This window comes from Pseudomonas helvetica (assembly GCF_039908645.1).
Lineage (GTDB): Bacteria > Pseudomonadota > Gammaproteobacteria > Pseudomonadales > Pseudomonadaceae > Aquipseudomonas > Aquipseudomonas helvetica.
In genome coordinates this window covers 633242-648760 of sequence record NZ_CP150917.1, presented here as the reverse complement: position 1 = coordinate 648760, position 15519 = coordinate 633242, and the positions used below count along the sequence as shown (strand labels likewise).

12 protein-coding genes are annotated in these 15519 nt (G+C 58.4%); 3 read left to right on the top strand and 9 right to left on the bottom strand.

Translation table 11 applies throughout. The features are described from left to right. Window positions 1-199: 199 nt before the first annotated feature. The 7 genes from AABM55_RS02815 to AABM55_RS02785 all read right to left on the bottom strand — a co-directional run bounded on the left by AABM55_RS02815 (window position 200) and on the right by AABM55_RS02785 (window position 8590). Complete coding sequence (locus AABM55_RS02815; RefSeq protein ID WP_054595387.1) at window positions 200-916, bottom strand: ABC transporter ATP-binding protein; 717 nt, start codon at window positions 914-916, stop codon at window positions 200-202. Beyond that, window positions 913-1788 carry an ABC transporter ATP-binding protein gene (locus AABM55_RS02810; RefSeq protein WP_054595386.1) on the bottom strand — a complete coding sequence of 292 codons (876 nt, stop codon included), beginning with the start codon at window positions 1786-1788 and terminating at the stop codon, window positions 913-915. The genes AABM55_RS02815 and AABM55_RS02810 overlap by 4 nt, the downstream gene beginning before the upstream one ends. Further along, window positions 1785-3083, bottom strand: a complete 1299-nt coding sequence (gene livM / locus AABM55_RS02805) for a high-affinity branched-chain amino acid ABC transporter permease LivM (RefSeq protein WP_054595385.1) — start codon at window positions 3081-3083, stop codon at window positions 1785-1787. Before livM ends, AABM55_RS02810 begins: the two co-directional genes overlap by 4 nt. 2 nt (window positions 3084-3085) lie before the next feature. Beyond that, on the bottom strand, window positions 3086-4000 hold the full coding sequence (locus AABM55_RS02800; RefSeq protein WP_054598222.1) for a branched-chain amino acid ABC transporter permease: 915 nt from the start codon (window positions 3998-4000) through the stop codon (window positions 3086-3088). Between the two features lie 185 nt (window positions 4001-4185). After that, window positions 4186-5319, bottom strand: coding sequence for a branched-chain amino acid ABC transporter substrate-binding protein (locus tag AABM55_RS02795; RefSeq protein ID WP_054595384.1), 1134 nt, complete (start codon window positions 5317-5319; stop codon window positions 4186-4188). Window positions 5320-5682: 363 nt separating this feature from the next. Then, entirely contained in the window at window positions 5683-6966 is a 1284-nt protein-coding gene (locus tag AABM55_RS02790; protein WP_347928762.1) for an FAD-binding oxidoreductase, read from the bottom strand. A 133-nt stretch (window positions 6967-7099) separates the two neighbouring features. Beyond that, a complete protein-coding gene (locus AABM55_RS02785) occupies window positions 7100-8590 on the bottom strand; it encodes an aldehyde dehydrogenase family protein (RefSeq protein ID WP_347928761.1) in 1491 nt (496 codons plus the stop codon). A gap of 164 nt (window positions 8591-8754) precedes the next feature. Here AABM55_RS02785 and AABM55_RS02780 point away from each other — a divergent pair, with 164 nt between their 5' ends. From AABM55_RS02780 to nadE, 3 genes are all read left to right on the top strand, one after another. Then, window positions 8755-9660 (top strand): LysR substrate-binding domain-containing protein, encoded by a 906-nt coding sequence (locus AABM55_RS02780; protein WP_347928760.1) that lies wholly within the window; start codon window positions 8755-8757, stop codon window positions 9658-9660. 293 nt (window positions 9661-9953) lie between these two features. Further along, a complete protein-coding gene (pncB, locus tag AABM55_RS02775; RefSeq protein WP_054595380.1) occupies window positions 9954-11180 on the top strand; it encodes a nicotinate phosphoribosyltransferase in 1227 nt (408 codons plus the stop codon). A 4-nt stretch (window positions 11181-11184) separates the two neighbouring features. Further along, window positions 11185-12012: an ammonia-dependent NAD(+) synthetase gene (gene nadE / locus AABM55_RS02770; protein ID WP_347928759.1), complete on the top strand. Its 828-nt coding sequence runs from the start codon at window positions 11185-11187 to the stop codon at window positions 12010-12012. A 130-nt stretch (window positions 12013-12142) separates the two neighbouring features. On the opposite strand, the gene AABM55_RS02765 is transcribed toward nadE, so the two are convergent. Continuing rightward, window positions 12143-13465 (bottom strand): hypothetical protein, encoded by a 1323-nt coding sequence (locus AABM55_RS02765; RefSeq protein WP_347928758.1) that lies wholly within the window; start codon window positions 13463-13465, stop codon window positions 12143-12145. A 173-nt stretch (window positions 13466-13638) separates the two neighbouring features. Beyond that, a complete protein-coding gene (locus AABM55_RS02760; RefSeq protein WP_347928757.1) occupies window positions 13639-15504 on the bottom strand; it encodes a hypothetical protein in 1866 nt (621 codons plus the stop codon). Window positions 15505-15519 lie beyond the last annotated feature (15 nt).

Here is a 15519-nt window from a genome sequence, read left to right as displayed (position 1 = left end):
TAAAATCAGGCGAAGCGTTTTTCCAGGCAAACCGTATACGCAGGAATTGCGAGGACGTTGTCCTCGAACGCAGCCTCGCGGGCTCGGCAGCTGCTACGGACGCCTTCGCGAGCAGGCTCGCACAGGGGATAAGTGGTGTTTTGGGGATATAAAAAACCCCGGCGATTGCGCGCCGGGGTTTGTGCATAACAGCGATAACTCAGTGACCGCCGAGGTAGGCGTTACGCACCTCTTCGTTCACCAGCAGCTCCTTGCCGGTGCCGCTCAGGCGGATTTCACCGTTGACCATCACGTAGGCCCGGTCGGACAGCTTGAGCGCGTGGTTGGCGTTCTGCTCGACCAGGAAGATGGTCATGCCGGTGCCCGCCAGTTCGCGCAGGGTGGCGAAGATCTGTTTCACCACAATCGGTGCCAACCCCAGGCTCGGCTCGTCGAGCAACAGCAATTTGGGCCGACTCATCAAGGCCCGGGCAATGGCGAGCATTTGCTGCTCGCCACCGGACATGGTCATCGCCCGCTGATTGCGCCGCTCCTTGAGCCGTGGAAACAGCTCGAACATGCGCTGCATGTCCTCGGTGGCGTACTGGTCGCCAATCGGGATCGTGCCCATCAGCAGGTTTTCCTCGACGGTCATGTCAGGGAATACCCGCCGCCCTTCCGGCGACTGCGCAATGCCGTTGGAGGCGATGTAATGGGACGACTTGTGGGTGATGTCCACGCCGCGATAGACGATCTGCCCGCCGGCCGCCCGCGGCTGACCGAAGATCGACATCAGTAGCGTCGATTTCCCGGCACCGTTGGAGCCGATCAGGCTGACCGTTTCGCCTTCGTTGATGTGCAACGAGACCTTTTTCAGGGCCTGGATCGGCCCGTAGAACACGTCGATCGCTTTCAGTTCGAGGATCGGTTGAGTCATACCAGCTCCTCTTCATCAGCACCCAGGTAGGCGGCAATCACTTTCGGATCGTTGCGGATCGCTTGCGGGTTACCCTCGGCGATCACGTTGCCGTGGTCCAGCACCACGATGTGGTCGGAAATGCTCATCACCATGCCCATGTCGTGTTCAATCAGCACCACCGTAATGTCGTGGTCGTCGCGCAGATGCCGGATCATCGCGCTGAGCGCCTCGGTTTCCTGCGGGTTGAGGCCCGCTGCCGGTTCGTCCAGGCAAATGATCTTGGGCCGGGTGCACATGGCCCGGGCGATTTCCAGACGCCGTTGCTGGCCGTAGGAAAGCTCACCGGCCAGGCGGTTGGCGCAGTCCACCAGATCGACCACCTCCAGCCAGTAGAAGGCATGGTCCAGGGCATCGCTTTCGGCCTTGCGGTAGCCTTTGGTGTTGAGAATGCCGGACACCAGATTACGGTTGACCCACATGTGCTGAGCCACCAGCAGGTTCTCGATCACCGACATTTCCCTGAACAGACGAATGTTCTGGAAAGTCCGTGCCAGGCCGGCGCGGTTGATCAGGTGCGTGCCGCCGAACATCTTGTAGTGCAGCCGGTTGACGAAGCGTTTGGGCGACACGAAATCGGTCGCCTTGAAGGGTTCCCCGAGCATCTTGATGACGTTGGTTTTCACGCCACGGGTGTTCAGTTCGATATGCCCGCCAGAGGCTTTGTAGAAACCGGTCAGGCAGTTGAACACCGTGGTCTTGCCCGCACCGTTGGGGCCGATCAACGCAAAGATCGAGTTACGCTTGACCTTCAGGCTGACGTCGCTCAGGGCTTTGATGCCGCCGAAGTGCATCATCAGGTTCTCTACCGAGAGAATGAATTCATCGCTCATGACGCGCTCCTCTCAGTCAAGGCACCCTTACGCGGGGTCACGCCGGTACGGCTGATACGAATCAGGCCGCGCGGTTTCCAGATCATCATCAACACCATGAGAATGCCGAACAGCAACACGCGGTATTCAGCGAAGCCGCGCAGCAGTTCCGGGGCGACGGTCAGCACGAATGCGGCAATCACCACGCCAACGGTCGAGCCCATGCCGCCGAGTACGACGATGGCGAGGATCAACGCCGACTCGAAGAAGGTGAACGAGGTCGGGTTGACGAAACCTTGATAGCTGGCAAAAAACACACCCGCCAGACCCGCAGTGGAAGCCCCCAAGGTAAAGGCCGACAGCTTGACCAGTACGTGGTTGAGGCCCATGGCGCGGCAGGCGATTTCATCTTCGCGCAAGGCCTCCCAGGCACGCCCGACCGGCATTCGGGTCAGGCGATGCTTGATGTACAGCACCAGCATCACGACCAGGAACAACACGGCATAGATGAACATGAACTTGATGTTCGGGTTGTATTCGGTCCCGAAGAACTCATGGAAGGGTATCCCGCCATCCTTCGCCACACGCGTGAACTCGATACCGAAAAACGACGGTGATGGCACCGGCATGCCGTTAGGTCCGCCCGTGAAGGACAGCCAGTTGGTCAGTATCAGGCGAATGATTTCACCGAAGCCCAGGGTCACGATGGCCAGATAGTCACCGTGCATGCGCAACACCGGAAAGCCGAGGATGCATCCGGCGAGCGCCGCCATGAGTGCCGACAGCGGCAACACGGTCCAGAAGCCCAGGCCAAGGTAGTGATAACCCAGTGCCAGGCCATAAGCGCCGATGGCGTAGAACGCCACGTAACCCAGGTCGAGCAGACCTGCCAGGCCGACCACGATGTTCAGGCCAAGGCCCAGCAACACGTAGATCAGCCCCAGGATCACCACCGTCAGCAGGTACTTGTCGGCGAAGACCGGGAACACGATAGCGATCACGATCAACGCCGGGATGATGAAGCGCAGTCGCGACTTGAAATCAGGTGCCAGCACATGCACGCCGGAGCCGACGATTTCGAAGCGTTGCTGAACCTTCTCACCCTTGGCCGTCTGCATGAACAGGCTCAAGGCAAGACGCCCGATCATCACCGCCCCGACCATCCAGGCCACACGCGTCGGCTGCAGATTGTAGCTATAGCCTTCAAGCACTACGCCCACGATCGGGCCGAAGACAATCAGGGCAATCAACCCGGCCAGAACCGTGTCGATCAGGCTTTTTTTCACATCGATAGGTTTGTTATTAGTGTCGGACATGCTTACACCTTCGCCACAAGTGGGCGACCCAACAGGCCTTGAGGACGGAAAATCAGGATCAGTACCAACAGCGAGAAGCTGAAGACGTCCTTATAGTCAGAGTTGATCACGCCGGAAAACAGCGACTCGGAAACGCCGAGGATGATCCCGCCGAGCATGGCGCCAGGCAGCGAACCAATGCCGCCGAGTACCGCAGCGGTGAAGGCCTTGATACCGATCACGAAGCCTGCGTAGAAATCGAAGGTGCCGTAGTTCACCGTGATCAACACACCCGCCAGCGCAGCCATGGCCGCACCGATAATGAACACGTAGGAGATCACCCGGTCAGTGTTTATCCCGAGGATCGAGGCCATCTTGCGGTCTTGTTGGGTGGCACGACACATGCGCCCCAACTTGGTGTACTTGATGATGTAGGTCAGCAGGGCCATCCCGATAAACGCGGCGACCAGAATGAAGATCTTGGTGTAGGTGATCTGCACGAAACCGGTACCGATGTCGAATCGCAGCCCACCGCTCAGCAGCGTAGGAATACCCTGTTGCCGTGAGCCCTGAGCGATCTGCGCGTAGTTCTGCAGGATCAGGGAAACGCCGATAGCACTGATCAGCGGTGCCAGTCGGGTGGAGTTGCGTAGCGGTTTATAAGCGATGCGTTCGATGACCCAGCCATACACACCGGTCACGAAGACCGTGAACAGCAGAGTACCGAGGATCAACAGCGGAAAGGATTCGACACCGAAGTAGGACAGCAGAGCCAGGCTGATTGCCGCCAGGTACGCGGAAATCATGTACACCTCGCCGTGGGCGAAGTTGATCATGCCGATGATGCCGTAGACCATTGTGTAGCCGATGGCGATCAGGCCGTAGACCGATCCGAGGGTCAAACCGTTGATAACTTGTTGCAGGAAAATACCGTCCATCATGCACTCTCACTAACTCGAGAGGCCACCGCGAACCCGGTGTCGATGAGCCCTTGTGAGGCGCACCTGGCCAGGTTCATGTGGCTCAGAAGAAAAATACCGGGTCGACATGACTGCAGAACCCATGACTCAAGCCAGGCCCCACGAAGGATATCGAGAGGCCCAGACCTGGCGGTGCGCTTATCTCACTTCTGTTTTTCCAGCTGGTGGTATTTGCCTGCGGCATCCCACTGGTAAACCACGTAGTCGGAGATTTTCAGGTCGCCCTTGCTATCCCATTCCTTCTTGCCCATCACGGTTTCCACCGGGTGCGCCTTGAGCCATTTGGCGGCTTCTTCACCTTTGTTCGACTTGGCACCGTTGAAGCCGGCAGCCAGGGCTTGCACCGAAGCGTAGGCGTACAGGGTGTAGCCTTCAGGCTCGTAACCGGATTTGCGGAAGGTATCCACGACAGCCTTGCTGTCTGGAATCAGGCGCGGGTCAGCACCGAAGGTCATGTACACGCCGTCGACGTAAGGAGCACCACCGGCAGTCGTGACCATTTCGTCGGTGACGATGCCGTCATCGGACATGAACTTGACGTCTTTCAGGCCTTGCTCACGCAGTTGATGGACCAGTGGACCGGCTTCCGGGTGCAGGCCGCCGAAGTAAAGGACATCAGCCCCTACCGAACGGACCTTGGTGATCAGGGCACTGAAATCTTTCTCGCCGCGGGTCAGGCCTTCTTCAAGAACCGGTTTCACGCCACGCGCGGTCAACTGCTTGGCCGTTGCGTCCGCCAGGCCTTTACCGTAGGTGTCTTTGTCGTTGATAACGGCAACTTTTTTGCCTTTCAGCACGTCGACGATGTAGTTGCCTGCGACGATACCTTGTTGGTCATCACGCCCGCACATACGCATCATGGCCGGCAGGCCACGCTCGGTGACCGTCGGGTTGGTAGAGCCCGGGGTGATTGCGATGATGCCGGCGTCGGAGTAGACCTCGGAAGCCGGGATGGTCGACGACGAGCAGAAGTGCCCGACCACGCCGATCACCTTGTCCTGGACCATTTTGTTCGCAACCGCCACAGCCTGTTTCGGTTCGCAGGCGTCATCGCCCTGGACCAGTACGATTTTTTCGCCGTTGATGCCGCCCTTGGCATTGATTGCATCCGCCGCCGCTTGCGCGCCTTTCATGTATTGCAAGCCGAAGGAAGCGCTAGGGCCGGTCATCGGACCTGCCACACCAAGTTTGACATCCGCCTGAACAAACGAAGAAACACCCAACGCAGCCGCCACTGCGAGAGCTACAAAGCCTTTCTTGTAAAACGTCTGGGACATGAGGTGGTGCTCCAAGGTTTTTTTAATTGGCACTGCGACTTCACTGAATGCTCAGAGCAAGGGCCGTGCCATCGGTTTTTTATTCTTCAAAAAGTCGCTGCTTTATTGTTATTTCGACTGTTTCGGGCCCTTTTTTATTGGGCGTGCAACCGTCTAAACCGCGGAAGGTGAAACCATTTTCTTTTTGAGGCGCAACCCTTGTGCGCCATCATTGCAACCGCAGCGCCAAACGACGTGCAACCAGCCTGTAACAGCATGCGTCACCGAACTGCACACTGCTGGTGCGCAACTGCTACAAACCCGCACCATTACAGGCTAGTCGCTGCGCCAAAAAGCGCCGCTTCGCGCAACATATTTCCTCGCTCAAATAACAATCCGCAGGCACTGGCCCGCGTGATAGAGCGAAAAACCGGCCTCGTACAGACAACTGCGCAGGCCCACCCCGGCCAGTGGCTGCATGGGTGCGAAGGGAATCGGTAGCGCCTGAGGATTTCCGTTACACAAATAATCGGCGAAGGCTTTACCGACTACCGTGCCCGTGGTCACGCCACGGCCGTTGTAACCGGTCACCGCCACTAAACCTGGTGCTGGCTCGAACAAGCGCATCAAGTGATCGGGGGTAAAAGCGATGCAACCGGTCCAGGTACATTCCCAGTCCACCGGTTTGAGGTAAGGGAAATAATGCTGCTGAACCCGGTCGGCCCAGGCCTTGAGGAACCACGTTGGTTTCTGATTGCCGTTGCCCAGGCTGCCGAGCAACAACCGGCCGTCTTTGTCGCGACGGATGCTGCTGAGCACCTGACGGGTGTCCCAGGAACCCTGGCCACCGGGCAGGATCAGTTGCGCGGCTTCTTCAGTCAGCGGCGCGGAAGCCACCTGATAGTAATAACCGGGGAAGAAATTACGCCGCAGTTCAGTCCAGTTGCCTTCGGTGTAGGCGTTGGAGGCGATCACCACCTGCTCGGCCATGACCGAACCGGCGTCGGTTTGCACCGACCAGCGTTGGCCCTGCCGTTCGAGTCGGGTCACTGCTGAATGATCGAACAGCTGACCACCCAGATCCGCGGCAGCCTTGGCCAGACCGCTGGTGTAAGCCATCGGATTGAGCGTGCCGGCGCGACGGTCGAGTAATGCGGCGGCGATCTTTTTGGTACCGGTAGCCTGCTCGCACGCCGCACCGGTCAACAACTCCACGGGCGCGCCGCGGCGCTTCCATTGTTCTTCACGACTGCGCAGATCGGCTTCGCCACGGGCGTTGTGCGCCATGTGCAGCGTACCCTCGCGACGCAACTGGCAATCGATGTTGTATTTGTCGATCAGGCTGAACACCAAAGCAGGCGCCGCGCCAAGCATGCGATTGAGCTGGCTGCCGATCGCTTCGCCGAACCCGGCTTCAATCTCGTCCGGGGGAATCCACATCCCGGCATTCACCAACCCGACGTTGCGCCCCGAACCGCCCTGCCCGCAGCGCTTGGCCTCGAGCACGCAGACGCTTTTGCCCTGCTCCAGCAAATGCACCGCCGCTGATAAACCGGTGAATCCGGCGCCGATCACGCAGACATCCACCGTCACCTCGCCCTTGAGCGCCGCCCGGTCAGGCCGTTGCGGCGTCAGTTTTTCCCATAAGCACTCTTCGCGTAACGGCATCGCCAGACTCCGATCAGAAACCCAACAAACAACAAACAACAAAGCAAAGCATCGCGGGCAAGCCTTGCTCCTACGGGACTTGTGCCGATGGAACCAAATTTGTAGGAGCAAGGCTTGCCCGCGATGAGGCCCTTCAGTCGAAGGTAATCCCCTGGGCCAGCGGCAACTCCAGTGAGTAGTTGACGGTGTTGGTCTGGCGACGCATGTAGCCGCGCCATGCATCGGAGCCGGACTCGCGACCGCCGCCGGTTTCTTTCTCTCCTCCAAAGGCGCCGCCGATTTCCGCGCCGCTCGGACCGATGTTGACGTTGGCGATGCCGCAGTCGCTGCCCACTGCCGACATGAACTGCTCGGCCTCACGCACGTCAGTGGTGAAGATGCACGACGACAGACCTTGTGGCACCGCATTGTTCAGGCGCAGCGCTTCGGCGAAGTCTTTATAGCCAACCACGTACAGAATCGGCGCGAAGGTTTCGCTGCGCACCACATCGCTCTGCTCCGGCATTTCGACGATGGCCGGCGAAACGTAGTAAGCGTTCGGGAACTTGTCTTCGAGCTGACGCTGGCCACCAAATACCCGGCCGCCTTCGCTCAAGGCTTGTTCCAGCGCGTCCTGCATGTTTTCAAAGCTGTGCTTGTCGATCAGCGGGCCAACCAGATTGCCTTCCAGCGGATGGCCGATGCGCACTTTGGAATACGCCGCCTTGAGGCGGGTGACGATCTCTTCCTTGACCGATTCATGGGCGATCAAGCGACGCAGAGTGGTGCAACGCTGACCGGCGGTGCCGACTGCACTGAACAGAATCGCCCGCACCGCCATGTCGAGGTCGGCGCTCGGGCCAAGGATCATCGCGTTGTTGCCGCCCAGCTCCAGAATGCTGCGAGCAAAGCGTGCGGCGATTTTCGGTGCCACTTCACGGCCCATGCGGGTGCTGCCGGTGGCGCTGATCAAGGCCACACGCGGGTCGTCCACCAGCGCTTCACCGGCATCGCGGCCGCCGATGATCACCTGGCTCAGGTACTCCGGCGCATCGCTGAAATTCTTCAATACGCGCTCGAACAGCGCCTGGCAGGCCAGTGCGGTAAGCGGGGTTTTCTCCGACGGTTTCCAGATCACCGAGTTGCCGCAGACCAGCGCCAGTGTGGTGTTCCAGGCCCAGACCGCGACCGGGAAGTTGAACGCGCTGATCACCCCGACCACGCCCAGTGGATGCCAGGACTCACGCATGTGGTGGCCCGGACGTTCGGAGGCGATGGTCAAACCGTAGAGCTGACGCGACAGACCGACGGCGAAGTCGCAGATGTCGATCATCTCCTGAACTTCCCCCAGACCTTCCTGAGTGATCTTGCCGGCTTCCCAGGACACCAGCTCGCCCAGATCAGCTTTGTACTCGCGCAGCACTTCGCCGAACTGGCGCACCAGTTCACCACGACGCGGCGCCGGAACCTTGCGCCAGAGGTCGAACGCATGCTCTGCGCGACTGACCTGCTGCTCGACTTCAGCAGCGCCTTCCCAGTTCACCGAGGCAATATGGCTGCCGTCGATCGGTGAATGCACGGGCTGTTTGCCGTTCTGGTACAGGGCCGGGTTCACCCCCAAGCGATCAAGCAATGCGGCAACCATGGGTCACTCCTTCAACGTGAAAAGCAGAAAATTCACAGCCCGCTGACGAGGGGCTTCAAGCCTATAGTTGTAGCCGCCCCGAGACTTGCCAACAAACGACGATTAAGCGAGATATCATTCCGTTTATTCATGCAAAGCGTTGCAACAAGAACAAGGGCCCTCCCATGCTGAATAAACGCCATTTGCCATCGATCACTGCGTTGCAGTGTTTCGAGGCGGTCACGCGTCACCTGAGCTTCACCCGCGCCGCCGAAGAGCTGAACCTGACCCAGAGCGCCGTGAGCAAACAGGTCGCGCAACTCGAAGAGCTGTTGCAGCACCTGCTGTTTCGCCGGGTACGTCGACGCCTGCAAATGACTCCGGCCGGGGATTTGTACCTGGTTGAAGTGCGAAAAATTCTCTCGCAAGTCGAGATGTCGACCCACTACCTGCGTTCCTACGGTGGTGAGACCGAAGTATTACGCGTGTCCACGCCTTCAACCTTCGGCGCTCGTTGGCTGGTGCCACGCCTGAAAGGCTGGCGCCTGCGGCATCCGCATATTCATCTGGACCTGTGCAACGAACACGAAGCCGACGACTTGCTGCAAGGGCGCAGCGACCTGGCGTTCTATTTCGGCCAGGGTTCGCGGCCCGGCACCGAGTGTCTGAAGCTGTTCGGCGAAGAGCTGGTGCCGGTTTGTGCACCGAGTAGCCTGCCGGAGCAGCCATTGACTGACCCGACGCAACTCAGCGATCTGGTGCTGCTGCAAAGCGCCTCGCGCCCTCAGGCCTGGCACGACTGGTTCGACAGCCAGGGTTACCAGACCGAGCACAGCTATCACGGTCCGCGCTTCGAAACCTTTTATATGTGCATCCGCGCCGCACAAGTCGGCTGCGGTGTCGCCCTGTTGCCGCGGTTTCTGGTGGAAGAGGAATTGGCCGACGGTAAATTGGTCATCCCCTGGCCGCACGCAATGCCCAGCAGCGATGCCTATTACCTGGCCTACCCCGAACACTCGGCAGAAGTGCCCAAGGTGCGCGATTTTGTCACCTGGATGCTGGAGCAGATCGATAACCCTGCGGCGACCTAGAATTGGAGCCACGCACACAACCTGTGGCAAATAGAATTTGTGGCGAGGGGGCTTGCCCCCGCTGGGTCGCGCAGCGGCCCGAAAACCTGCAATTACATTGCATCAGGCATACCGCGCTCATCGGATTTGGGAGTGCTGCGCACTCCGACGGGGGCAAGCCCCCTCGCCACAGGTAGCGCTCCACGCTAAAAAATGCTGGCAATACAGCCCGCCGATATGCGCCACTAGCCCTATTCATTGAAATAGCTGAAACGTCGCTACCCTCGGCGGCTGCCAGCCTGGAGATTCCCGTTATGAGCGAGAGTGTGTTTGCCGATCGCATCGTGCAGAACTTGCTCGACACCGACTTCTACAAACTGACCATGATGCAGGCGGTGCTGCACAACTACCCCAACGTTGAAGTCGAATGGGAGTTCCGCTGCCGCAACAGCGAGGATCTGCGCCCATACCTGGCGGAGATTCGTTTTCAGATCGAGCGTCTGGCTGAACTGAGCTTGAGCAACGATCAGTTGAGTTTCCTGGAGCGCATCAGCTTCCTGAAGCCGGATTTCCTGCGCTTTCTCGGCTTGTTCCGCTTCAATCTGCGCTACATCTACACCGGCATCGAGAACGGCGAGCTATTCATCCGTCTGCGCGGGCCGTGGTTGCATGTGATTCTGTTCGAAGTGCCGCTGCTGGCGGTGGTCAGCGAAGTGCGCAACCGCTATCGCTACCGTGAAGTCGTCATGGAGCAAGCGCGCGAGCAGCTCTATCGCAAGTTCGACTGGCTGAGCGCCAATGCCAGCGCCGATGAGCTCTCGCACCTGCAGGTGGCAGATTTCGGCACTCGCCGGCGCTTCTCCTACCGCGTGCAGGAAGAAGTGGTGAACGTGCTCAAGCACGACTTCCCCGGACGCTTTGTCGGCACCAGTAACGTGCACCTGTCCCGCGAACTGGACATGAAGCCGCTCGGCACCATGGCTCACGAATGGATCATGGCGCACCAGCAACTTGGCCCGCGACTGATCGACAGCCAGAGCGCCGCCCTTGATTGCTGGGTTCGCGAATACCGCGGCCTGCTGGGCATCGCCCTGACCGACTGCATCACCACCGATGCCTTCCTGAGTGATTTCGACCTGTATTTCGCCAAGCTCTTTGATGGCTTGCGCCATGATTCCGGGGATCCGATTGCCTGGGCCGAAAAAGCCATTGCCCACTACCATAAGCTCGGTATCGAGCCGATGAGCAAGACGCTGGTGTTCTCCGACAGCCTGACGCTGCCAAAATCGCTGGAGATATTCCGCGCGTTGCATGGTCGAATCAATGTCAGTTTCGGCATTGGCACCAACCTGACGTGCGATATTCCGGGTGTCGAGCCGATGAGCATCGTGCTTAAAATGGCAGCCTGCAATGGTCAGCCCGTCGCCAAGATTTCCGATGAGGCCGGCAAGACGCACTGCAAAGACCCGAATTTCGTCGCCTATTTGCGACATGTGTTTCAAGTACCTGCCGCCCTCTCTGGCACATCAAGCAAGGAGTGAATTCATGCAAGCCGTACAGCGTGAGATTGCTGAACAGCTCAAGGTCCAACCGCCCTTCGCCGATCATGCAGCCCTGGAGGCTGAGATCGCACGGCGGATTACCTTTATCCAGGATTGCCTGGTCAATTCCGGACTTAAGACGCTGGTGCTGGGCATCAGCGGCGGCGTCGACTCGTTGACCGCCGGCCTGATGGCCCAGCGGGCCATGCGCGAGTTACGTGAGCGCACCGGTGACGCGGGCTACAAGTTCATCGCCGTACGCTTGCCGTACGAAACCCAGTTCGATGAACACGATGCGCAAGCCTCGGTGGACTTCATCGCCCCGGATGAGCGCCACACCGTGAACATCGGCCCGGCAGTCAAGTCGCTGGCCAGTGAAGTCGCGGCCTTCGAAGGCAAGCACGCGGTCTGGGTGGACTTTGTATTGGGCAACACCAAGGCGCGGATGCGCATGGTTGCGCAATACACCATCGCCGGCGCCGCCCACGGTCTGGTGATCGGCACTGACCACGCAGCAGAAGCGGTGATGGGTTTCTTCACCAAGTTCGGTGACGGCGCCTGCGACCTCGCACCGCTGAGCGGCCTGGTAAAAAACCAGGTCCGGGCCATCGCCCGCAGCTTCGGCGCACCGGAGTCGCTGGTGGAAAAAATCCCGACCGCCGACCTTGAAGACCTGTCCCCCGGCAAACCGGATGAAGCGTCCCACGGCGTGACCTATGCCGAGATCGACGCGTTCCTGCATGGGGAACCGGTGCGTGAAGAGGCGTTCAAGATTATCTGTGATACGTATCGCAAGACCCATCACAAAAGGGTGATGCCGTTCGCGCCGTAAGTGGTGGCAGGTAAATAAAAAAAAGCCCACTGGAGGAGTGTTCCTTAGTGGGCTTTTTATTGCATTAATGATGCTGCGCGCCTGCTCTCAGGCCCCGTCAGGTCGATCAGGAACAGGCGTATCGTGCAGATCAAGGCAATGGCTTGTCAGGATCAATACGGTAGATAGTCCAGGCAGGTGACGTGATTATTGTTTGATGCTCCACCACTACAAAGACGTTGGCCCTTGACGTGAGCGTCGATACATCACTCCAGTCACCGTCAGGCGTGGCCGTCACTCGTTTCAGGCCTGTACCATTCTTGTGAAGCGAAAAGGTCTGCGCAGGCTTTGCCTTACCCCGCAAGCTTACGAATTCGGCAGAACTCTCAGCTCCATTGGGAATGCTCGCGCTTTCAATGTAGGGGGCACCGACGGTAACGGTCCAGGTATCGGATTGTTGGACGCCATCGCGCTCTTCAGTATGAAACTTGCAGACTCCGGCACTTAATTCGTCGGTGTCGTACTTCCACTGAGTTCCAGTAGTGCTCGCACCGCCCAACAGAATGCCCCCCGAAAAAACATCGACTTTTCCCTCCATCATCGCAACCGTCCCCTTGAGCGTCAGCTTGGTGTCGAGTGTCGCCCATGTATTGGCGACAAGGTTGCCCCTGGAGTCCATCACGTCAGTGATTTGCAGTGTTACTCCCGATGCTTTCACGGTATAGACCCGCTCCTCGAAATCAAACGCCTGGGTCTCGTCGTCTTCCTGGTTCAGCGCGACCCTGACAATGACCTTCAACGGCGAACCATCGAGCAACACCCTGAAGTAGCTATAAGGCACCTTCACCTCGCGATAACCGCGAGTAACCCAGGCTTTGTCCACGGGTTCCGATTGCAACACTGTAAGCGGGTGATCGGCATGACCGCCTCTCTTGCCCTCCAGGTAAACCCAACACCGCTGCCGCTCGGCAACCAGCGGCCAGTTTTTCAAATGCAGCGTGAGATCGGCGGGGTTGGTGGTCAGATGCAGTCCGGGGCCGCTGCCGTTGTTCTCTGCCTCGATAATCAGGGCCGCTTCCAACTCGTTTTTTGCCAAGGGGTGCACGTTGAGCACCAGGTTTGGAGAGGGTTTCGGTTCCTCTCCGTCCCGAATGATGAAGTACCTCACCGTCATTGTTTGGCCCAGATGAAACGCAACAACCTTTTTGTCCAAATTCAAAGTCCTGGGGTCACGCCCCCCCAGAGGCAATTCCGGGCTTTTGTAGTTCCCGCCCTCAGGGGTGCCGGGGTCACCAACGATTTCGACGTAGAACTTGTCATCAGGCAGCAGGTTCTTCGTAGGTATCAGCGCCCTGAACCTGGAAATAGTGCTGGTCGGCTCCAGATTGACGTCATCCAGCGCCTGCTCGACCTTCAGCGGGTCGAGGTCCGGGATGGAGGCGTGTGTTTGGGCAGCGATAACTTGAGCGGTCATGAGCAATGTCCTTCTCGCAAGAGTCGCCGCGACGTGAACGGCAGCGTTGGCGCCATCTAACACCCGATTTCGAGGCGCTGACCACTGTCAGCAATAACAGGTCGGCAGTGGATTCCGATCAACGGCATGCGTGTCTGAAGGTCGAAAGGCACGGCCTTAGGTTTGAATTGACGCTAGTAGAAAACGACCCAGTAAGGTGACTTAAGCGTTGACCCTTGCAAGCTCACGCACCAGTCAAAACTAGGTTGTTTATCAGGATAAAGTGTATAGGGCCACGACCAGGAACCATTCTCGTCCACCGGCGCTGTTCCCCATTGGCTTGCGACATGGTAGATATCAAGCACCGACCCAGGCTGCCCCTTTCCGTACAACCACATACGTGGCTCATCAGCCACACCTCCGTTGGGAACAGACGCACTGGCGATGTAAGGGATACCCATGCTAACGCCCCAGCGATCAGATTCCGGCTGGCTGCCATCACGCTTTTTAACGGTGAAGCGACGGTAACCAATAGATAAAGGACCGGTGGTGTATACCCACTGGCTACCGTTCATCTCGGCCGGCCCCAACAACTGGCCATTTGCATAAACATCGACCTGCCCCCCACCGGCAACCGAACCCTCGAGTTTGATGCGGGTGTCGAGGGTCGCCCACTCCCGAGCGATGGGGTTGCCTATGGAATCCATCATTGCGGTGATTGCCGGCGAATCGATCGGTGCTTTCACGTTAACGATCCAGGTCCTTGATAACGGACCGCTACCAGGCAGTGCCTTGATCTTGAACGCGCATACCTTGGGGGACAGCACCTTCGTCTCAAACTCCCACTTGTTCTTGTCAACCCCGACTATACGAGCCTTGCCCAGCAGATCGTAGCCGTCATAAACCTCAGGCACTCCCCCCGGTCCAACCCAGCCTTTGAGCATCAAGGGAGTTTGGGTAGCTATATCATTTTCGACAATCCGAACACCCGCGGCGTCCCTCACGTCGTATATATGTGAACCGCTACCGCCCTTCACTGTAACGGTCCAGACTTTTGAATCCAATCCACTGCTAACGGCCTTGATCCCCTGCGTGTATGCACTCAGCCAAGTCAGTTCGAACGTCCACGTCCCGTCTTCAGGTTTGGCCGTGCCCTTCAGTTCAGCCCCGACATAAATCTGGACTTCTTCACCCGCCGCACCTTCAAGCCAAAGCGTGGTGGCCCAGGTCTCGCCTTTGTCAGCAACGGGATTGCCGTCGAGATCCGTCACCTTGGTGATGACAGGCTCCACCACAGCCGCTTTAACGGTATAGCTTCGCACCTGCGAGAGGTTCGCCTTGCTCTCGTCATCAACCTGATCAAACGCAACCTTGTATTCAAGACTCAGCTTCGATCCATTGACCAGTTTCTTGAGCTCGCTGTAACGAACGGCTACGTCGATATAACCAAGGGGGATCCAAGCCTTATCGACCGCTTCCTTGAACAGATCTTTTTCGTAATGGGTGCCATCCGCGTTCTTGCCCTTCAACCTGATCCAGCACCATTGCCCTTCGGCAATCAGCGGCCAGAAATCAATGCGTACCGTCCGGTCTTCGGTGTCGGTGGTCAGGTCCAGTACGCTCCCGGTACCGTCGTCATCCCTTCCGAAAATCCGACATTGCTCCAGCGCGTCCGCTGGCAGGTCCAACACGTTCAACACAAGCGGCTCGGAGTCCGGCGAAGTTATCCCGTCACGTGTGATCCTGTAGATCAGGGTCATTATGTTGCCTAGAAGGAACGCGACGACCTCCTTATTCAGATTCAACGTCCGGGGACTTGTAAACCCGACATCCAATAAAGGACTCTCGTACGAACCCCGTGAATCAGAGCCGGGACCACCGACGAGAGAAACCTGGAGTTTGTCGGTAGGTAACAATCCCGTTGTCGGTATTTTCGCCGTCAGCTTGGTGCGGACATCAAGCGGGGGGAGATTTTCGTTATCCCGTGCCTGTGCGATCGTCAGCTGCTTGAGGTCCGGGACGGGATCACTTTTTGTGGGAGCGATAACGTGAGCAGTCATGGGCAAGGTCCTTCT

What these genes read in the sequence shown, in the direction of transcription:
- livM (WP_054595385.1), bottom strand. Translation starts at nt 3,083, where the DNA reads ATGTCCGACACTAATAACAAACCTATCGATGTGAAAAAAAGCCTGATC.
- AABM55_RS02800 (WP_054598222.1), bottom strand. Translation starts at nt 4,000, where the DNA reads ATGGACGGTATTTTCCTGCAACAAGTTATCAACGGTTTGACCCTCGGA.
- AABM55_RS02810 (WP_054595386.1), bottom strand. Translation starts at nt 1,788, where the DNA reads ATGAGCGATGAATTCATTCTCTCGGTAGAGAACCTGATGATGCACTTC.
- AABM55_RS02760 (WP_347928757.1), bottom strand. Translation starts at nt 15,504, where the DNA reads ATGACTGCTCACGTTATCGCTCCCACAAAAAGTGATCCCGTCCCGGAC.
- AABM55_RS02795 (WP_054595384.1), bottom strand. Translation starts at nt 5,319, where the DNA reads ATGTCCCAGACGTTTTACAAGAAAGGCTTTGTAGCTCTCGCAGTGGCG.
- AABM55_RS02765 (WP_347928758.1), bottom strand. Translation starts at nt 13,465, where the DNA reads ATGACCGCTCAAGTTATCGCTGCCCAAACACACGCCTCCATCCCGGAC.
- AABM55_RS02785 (WP_347928761.1), bottom strand. Translation starts at nt 8,590, where the DNA reads ATGGTTGCCGCATTGCTTGATCGCTTGGGGGTGAACCCGGCCCTGTAC.
- AABM55_RS02780 (WP_347928760.1), top strand. Translation starts at nt 8,755, where the DNA reads ATGCTGAATAAACGCCATTTGCCATCGATCACTGCGTTGCAGTGTTTC.
- nadE (WP_347928759.1), top strand. Translation starts at nt 11,185, where the DNA reads ATGCAAGCCGTACAGCGTGAGATTGCTGAACAGCTCAAGGTCCAACCG.
- AABM55_RS02815 (WP_054595387.1), bottom strand. Translation starts at nt 916, where the DNA reads ATGACTCAACCGATCCTCGAACTGAAAGCGATCGACGTGTTCTACGGG.
- AABM55_RS02790 (WP_347928762.1), bottom strand. Translation starts at nt 6,966, where the DNA reads ATGCCGTTACGCGAAGAGTGCTTATGGGAAAAACTGACGCCGCAACGG.
- pncB (WP_054595380.1), top strand. Translation starts at nt 9,954, where the DNA reads ATGAGCGAGAGTGTGTTTGCCGATCGCATCGTGCAGAACTTGCTCGAC.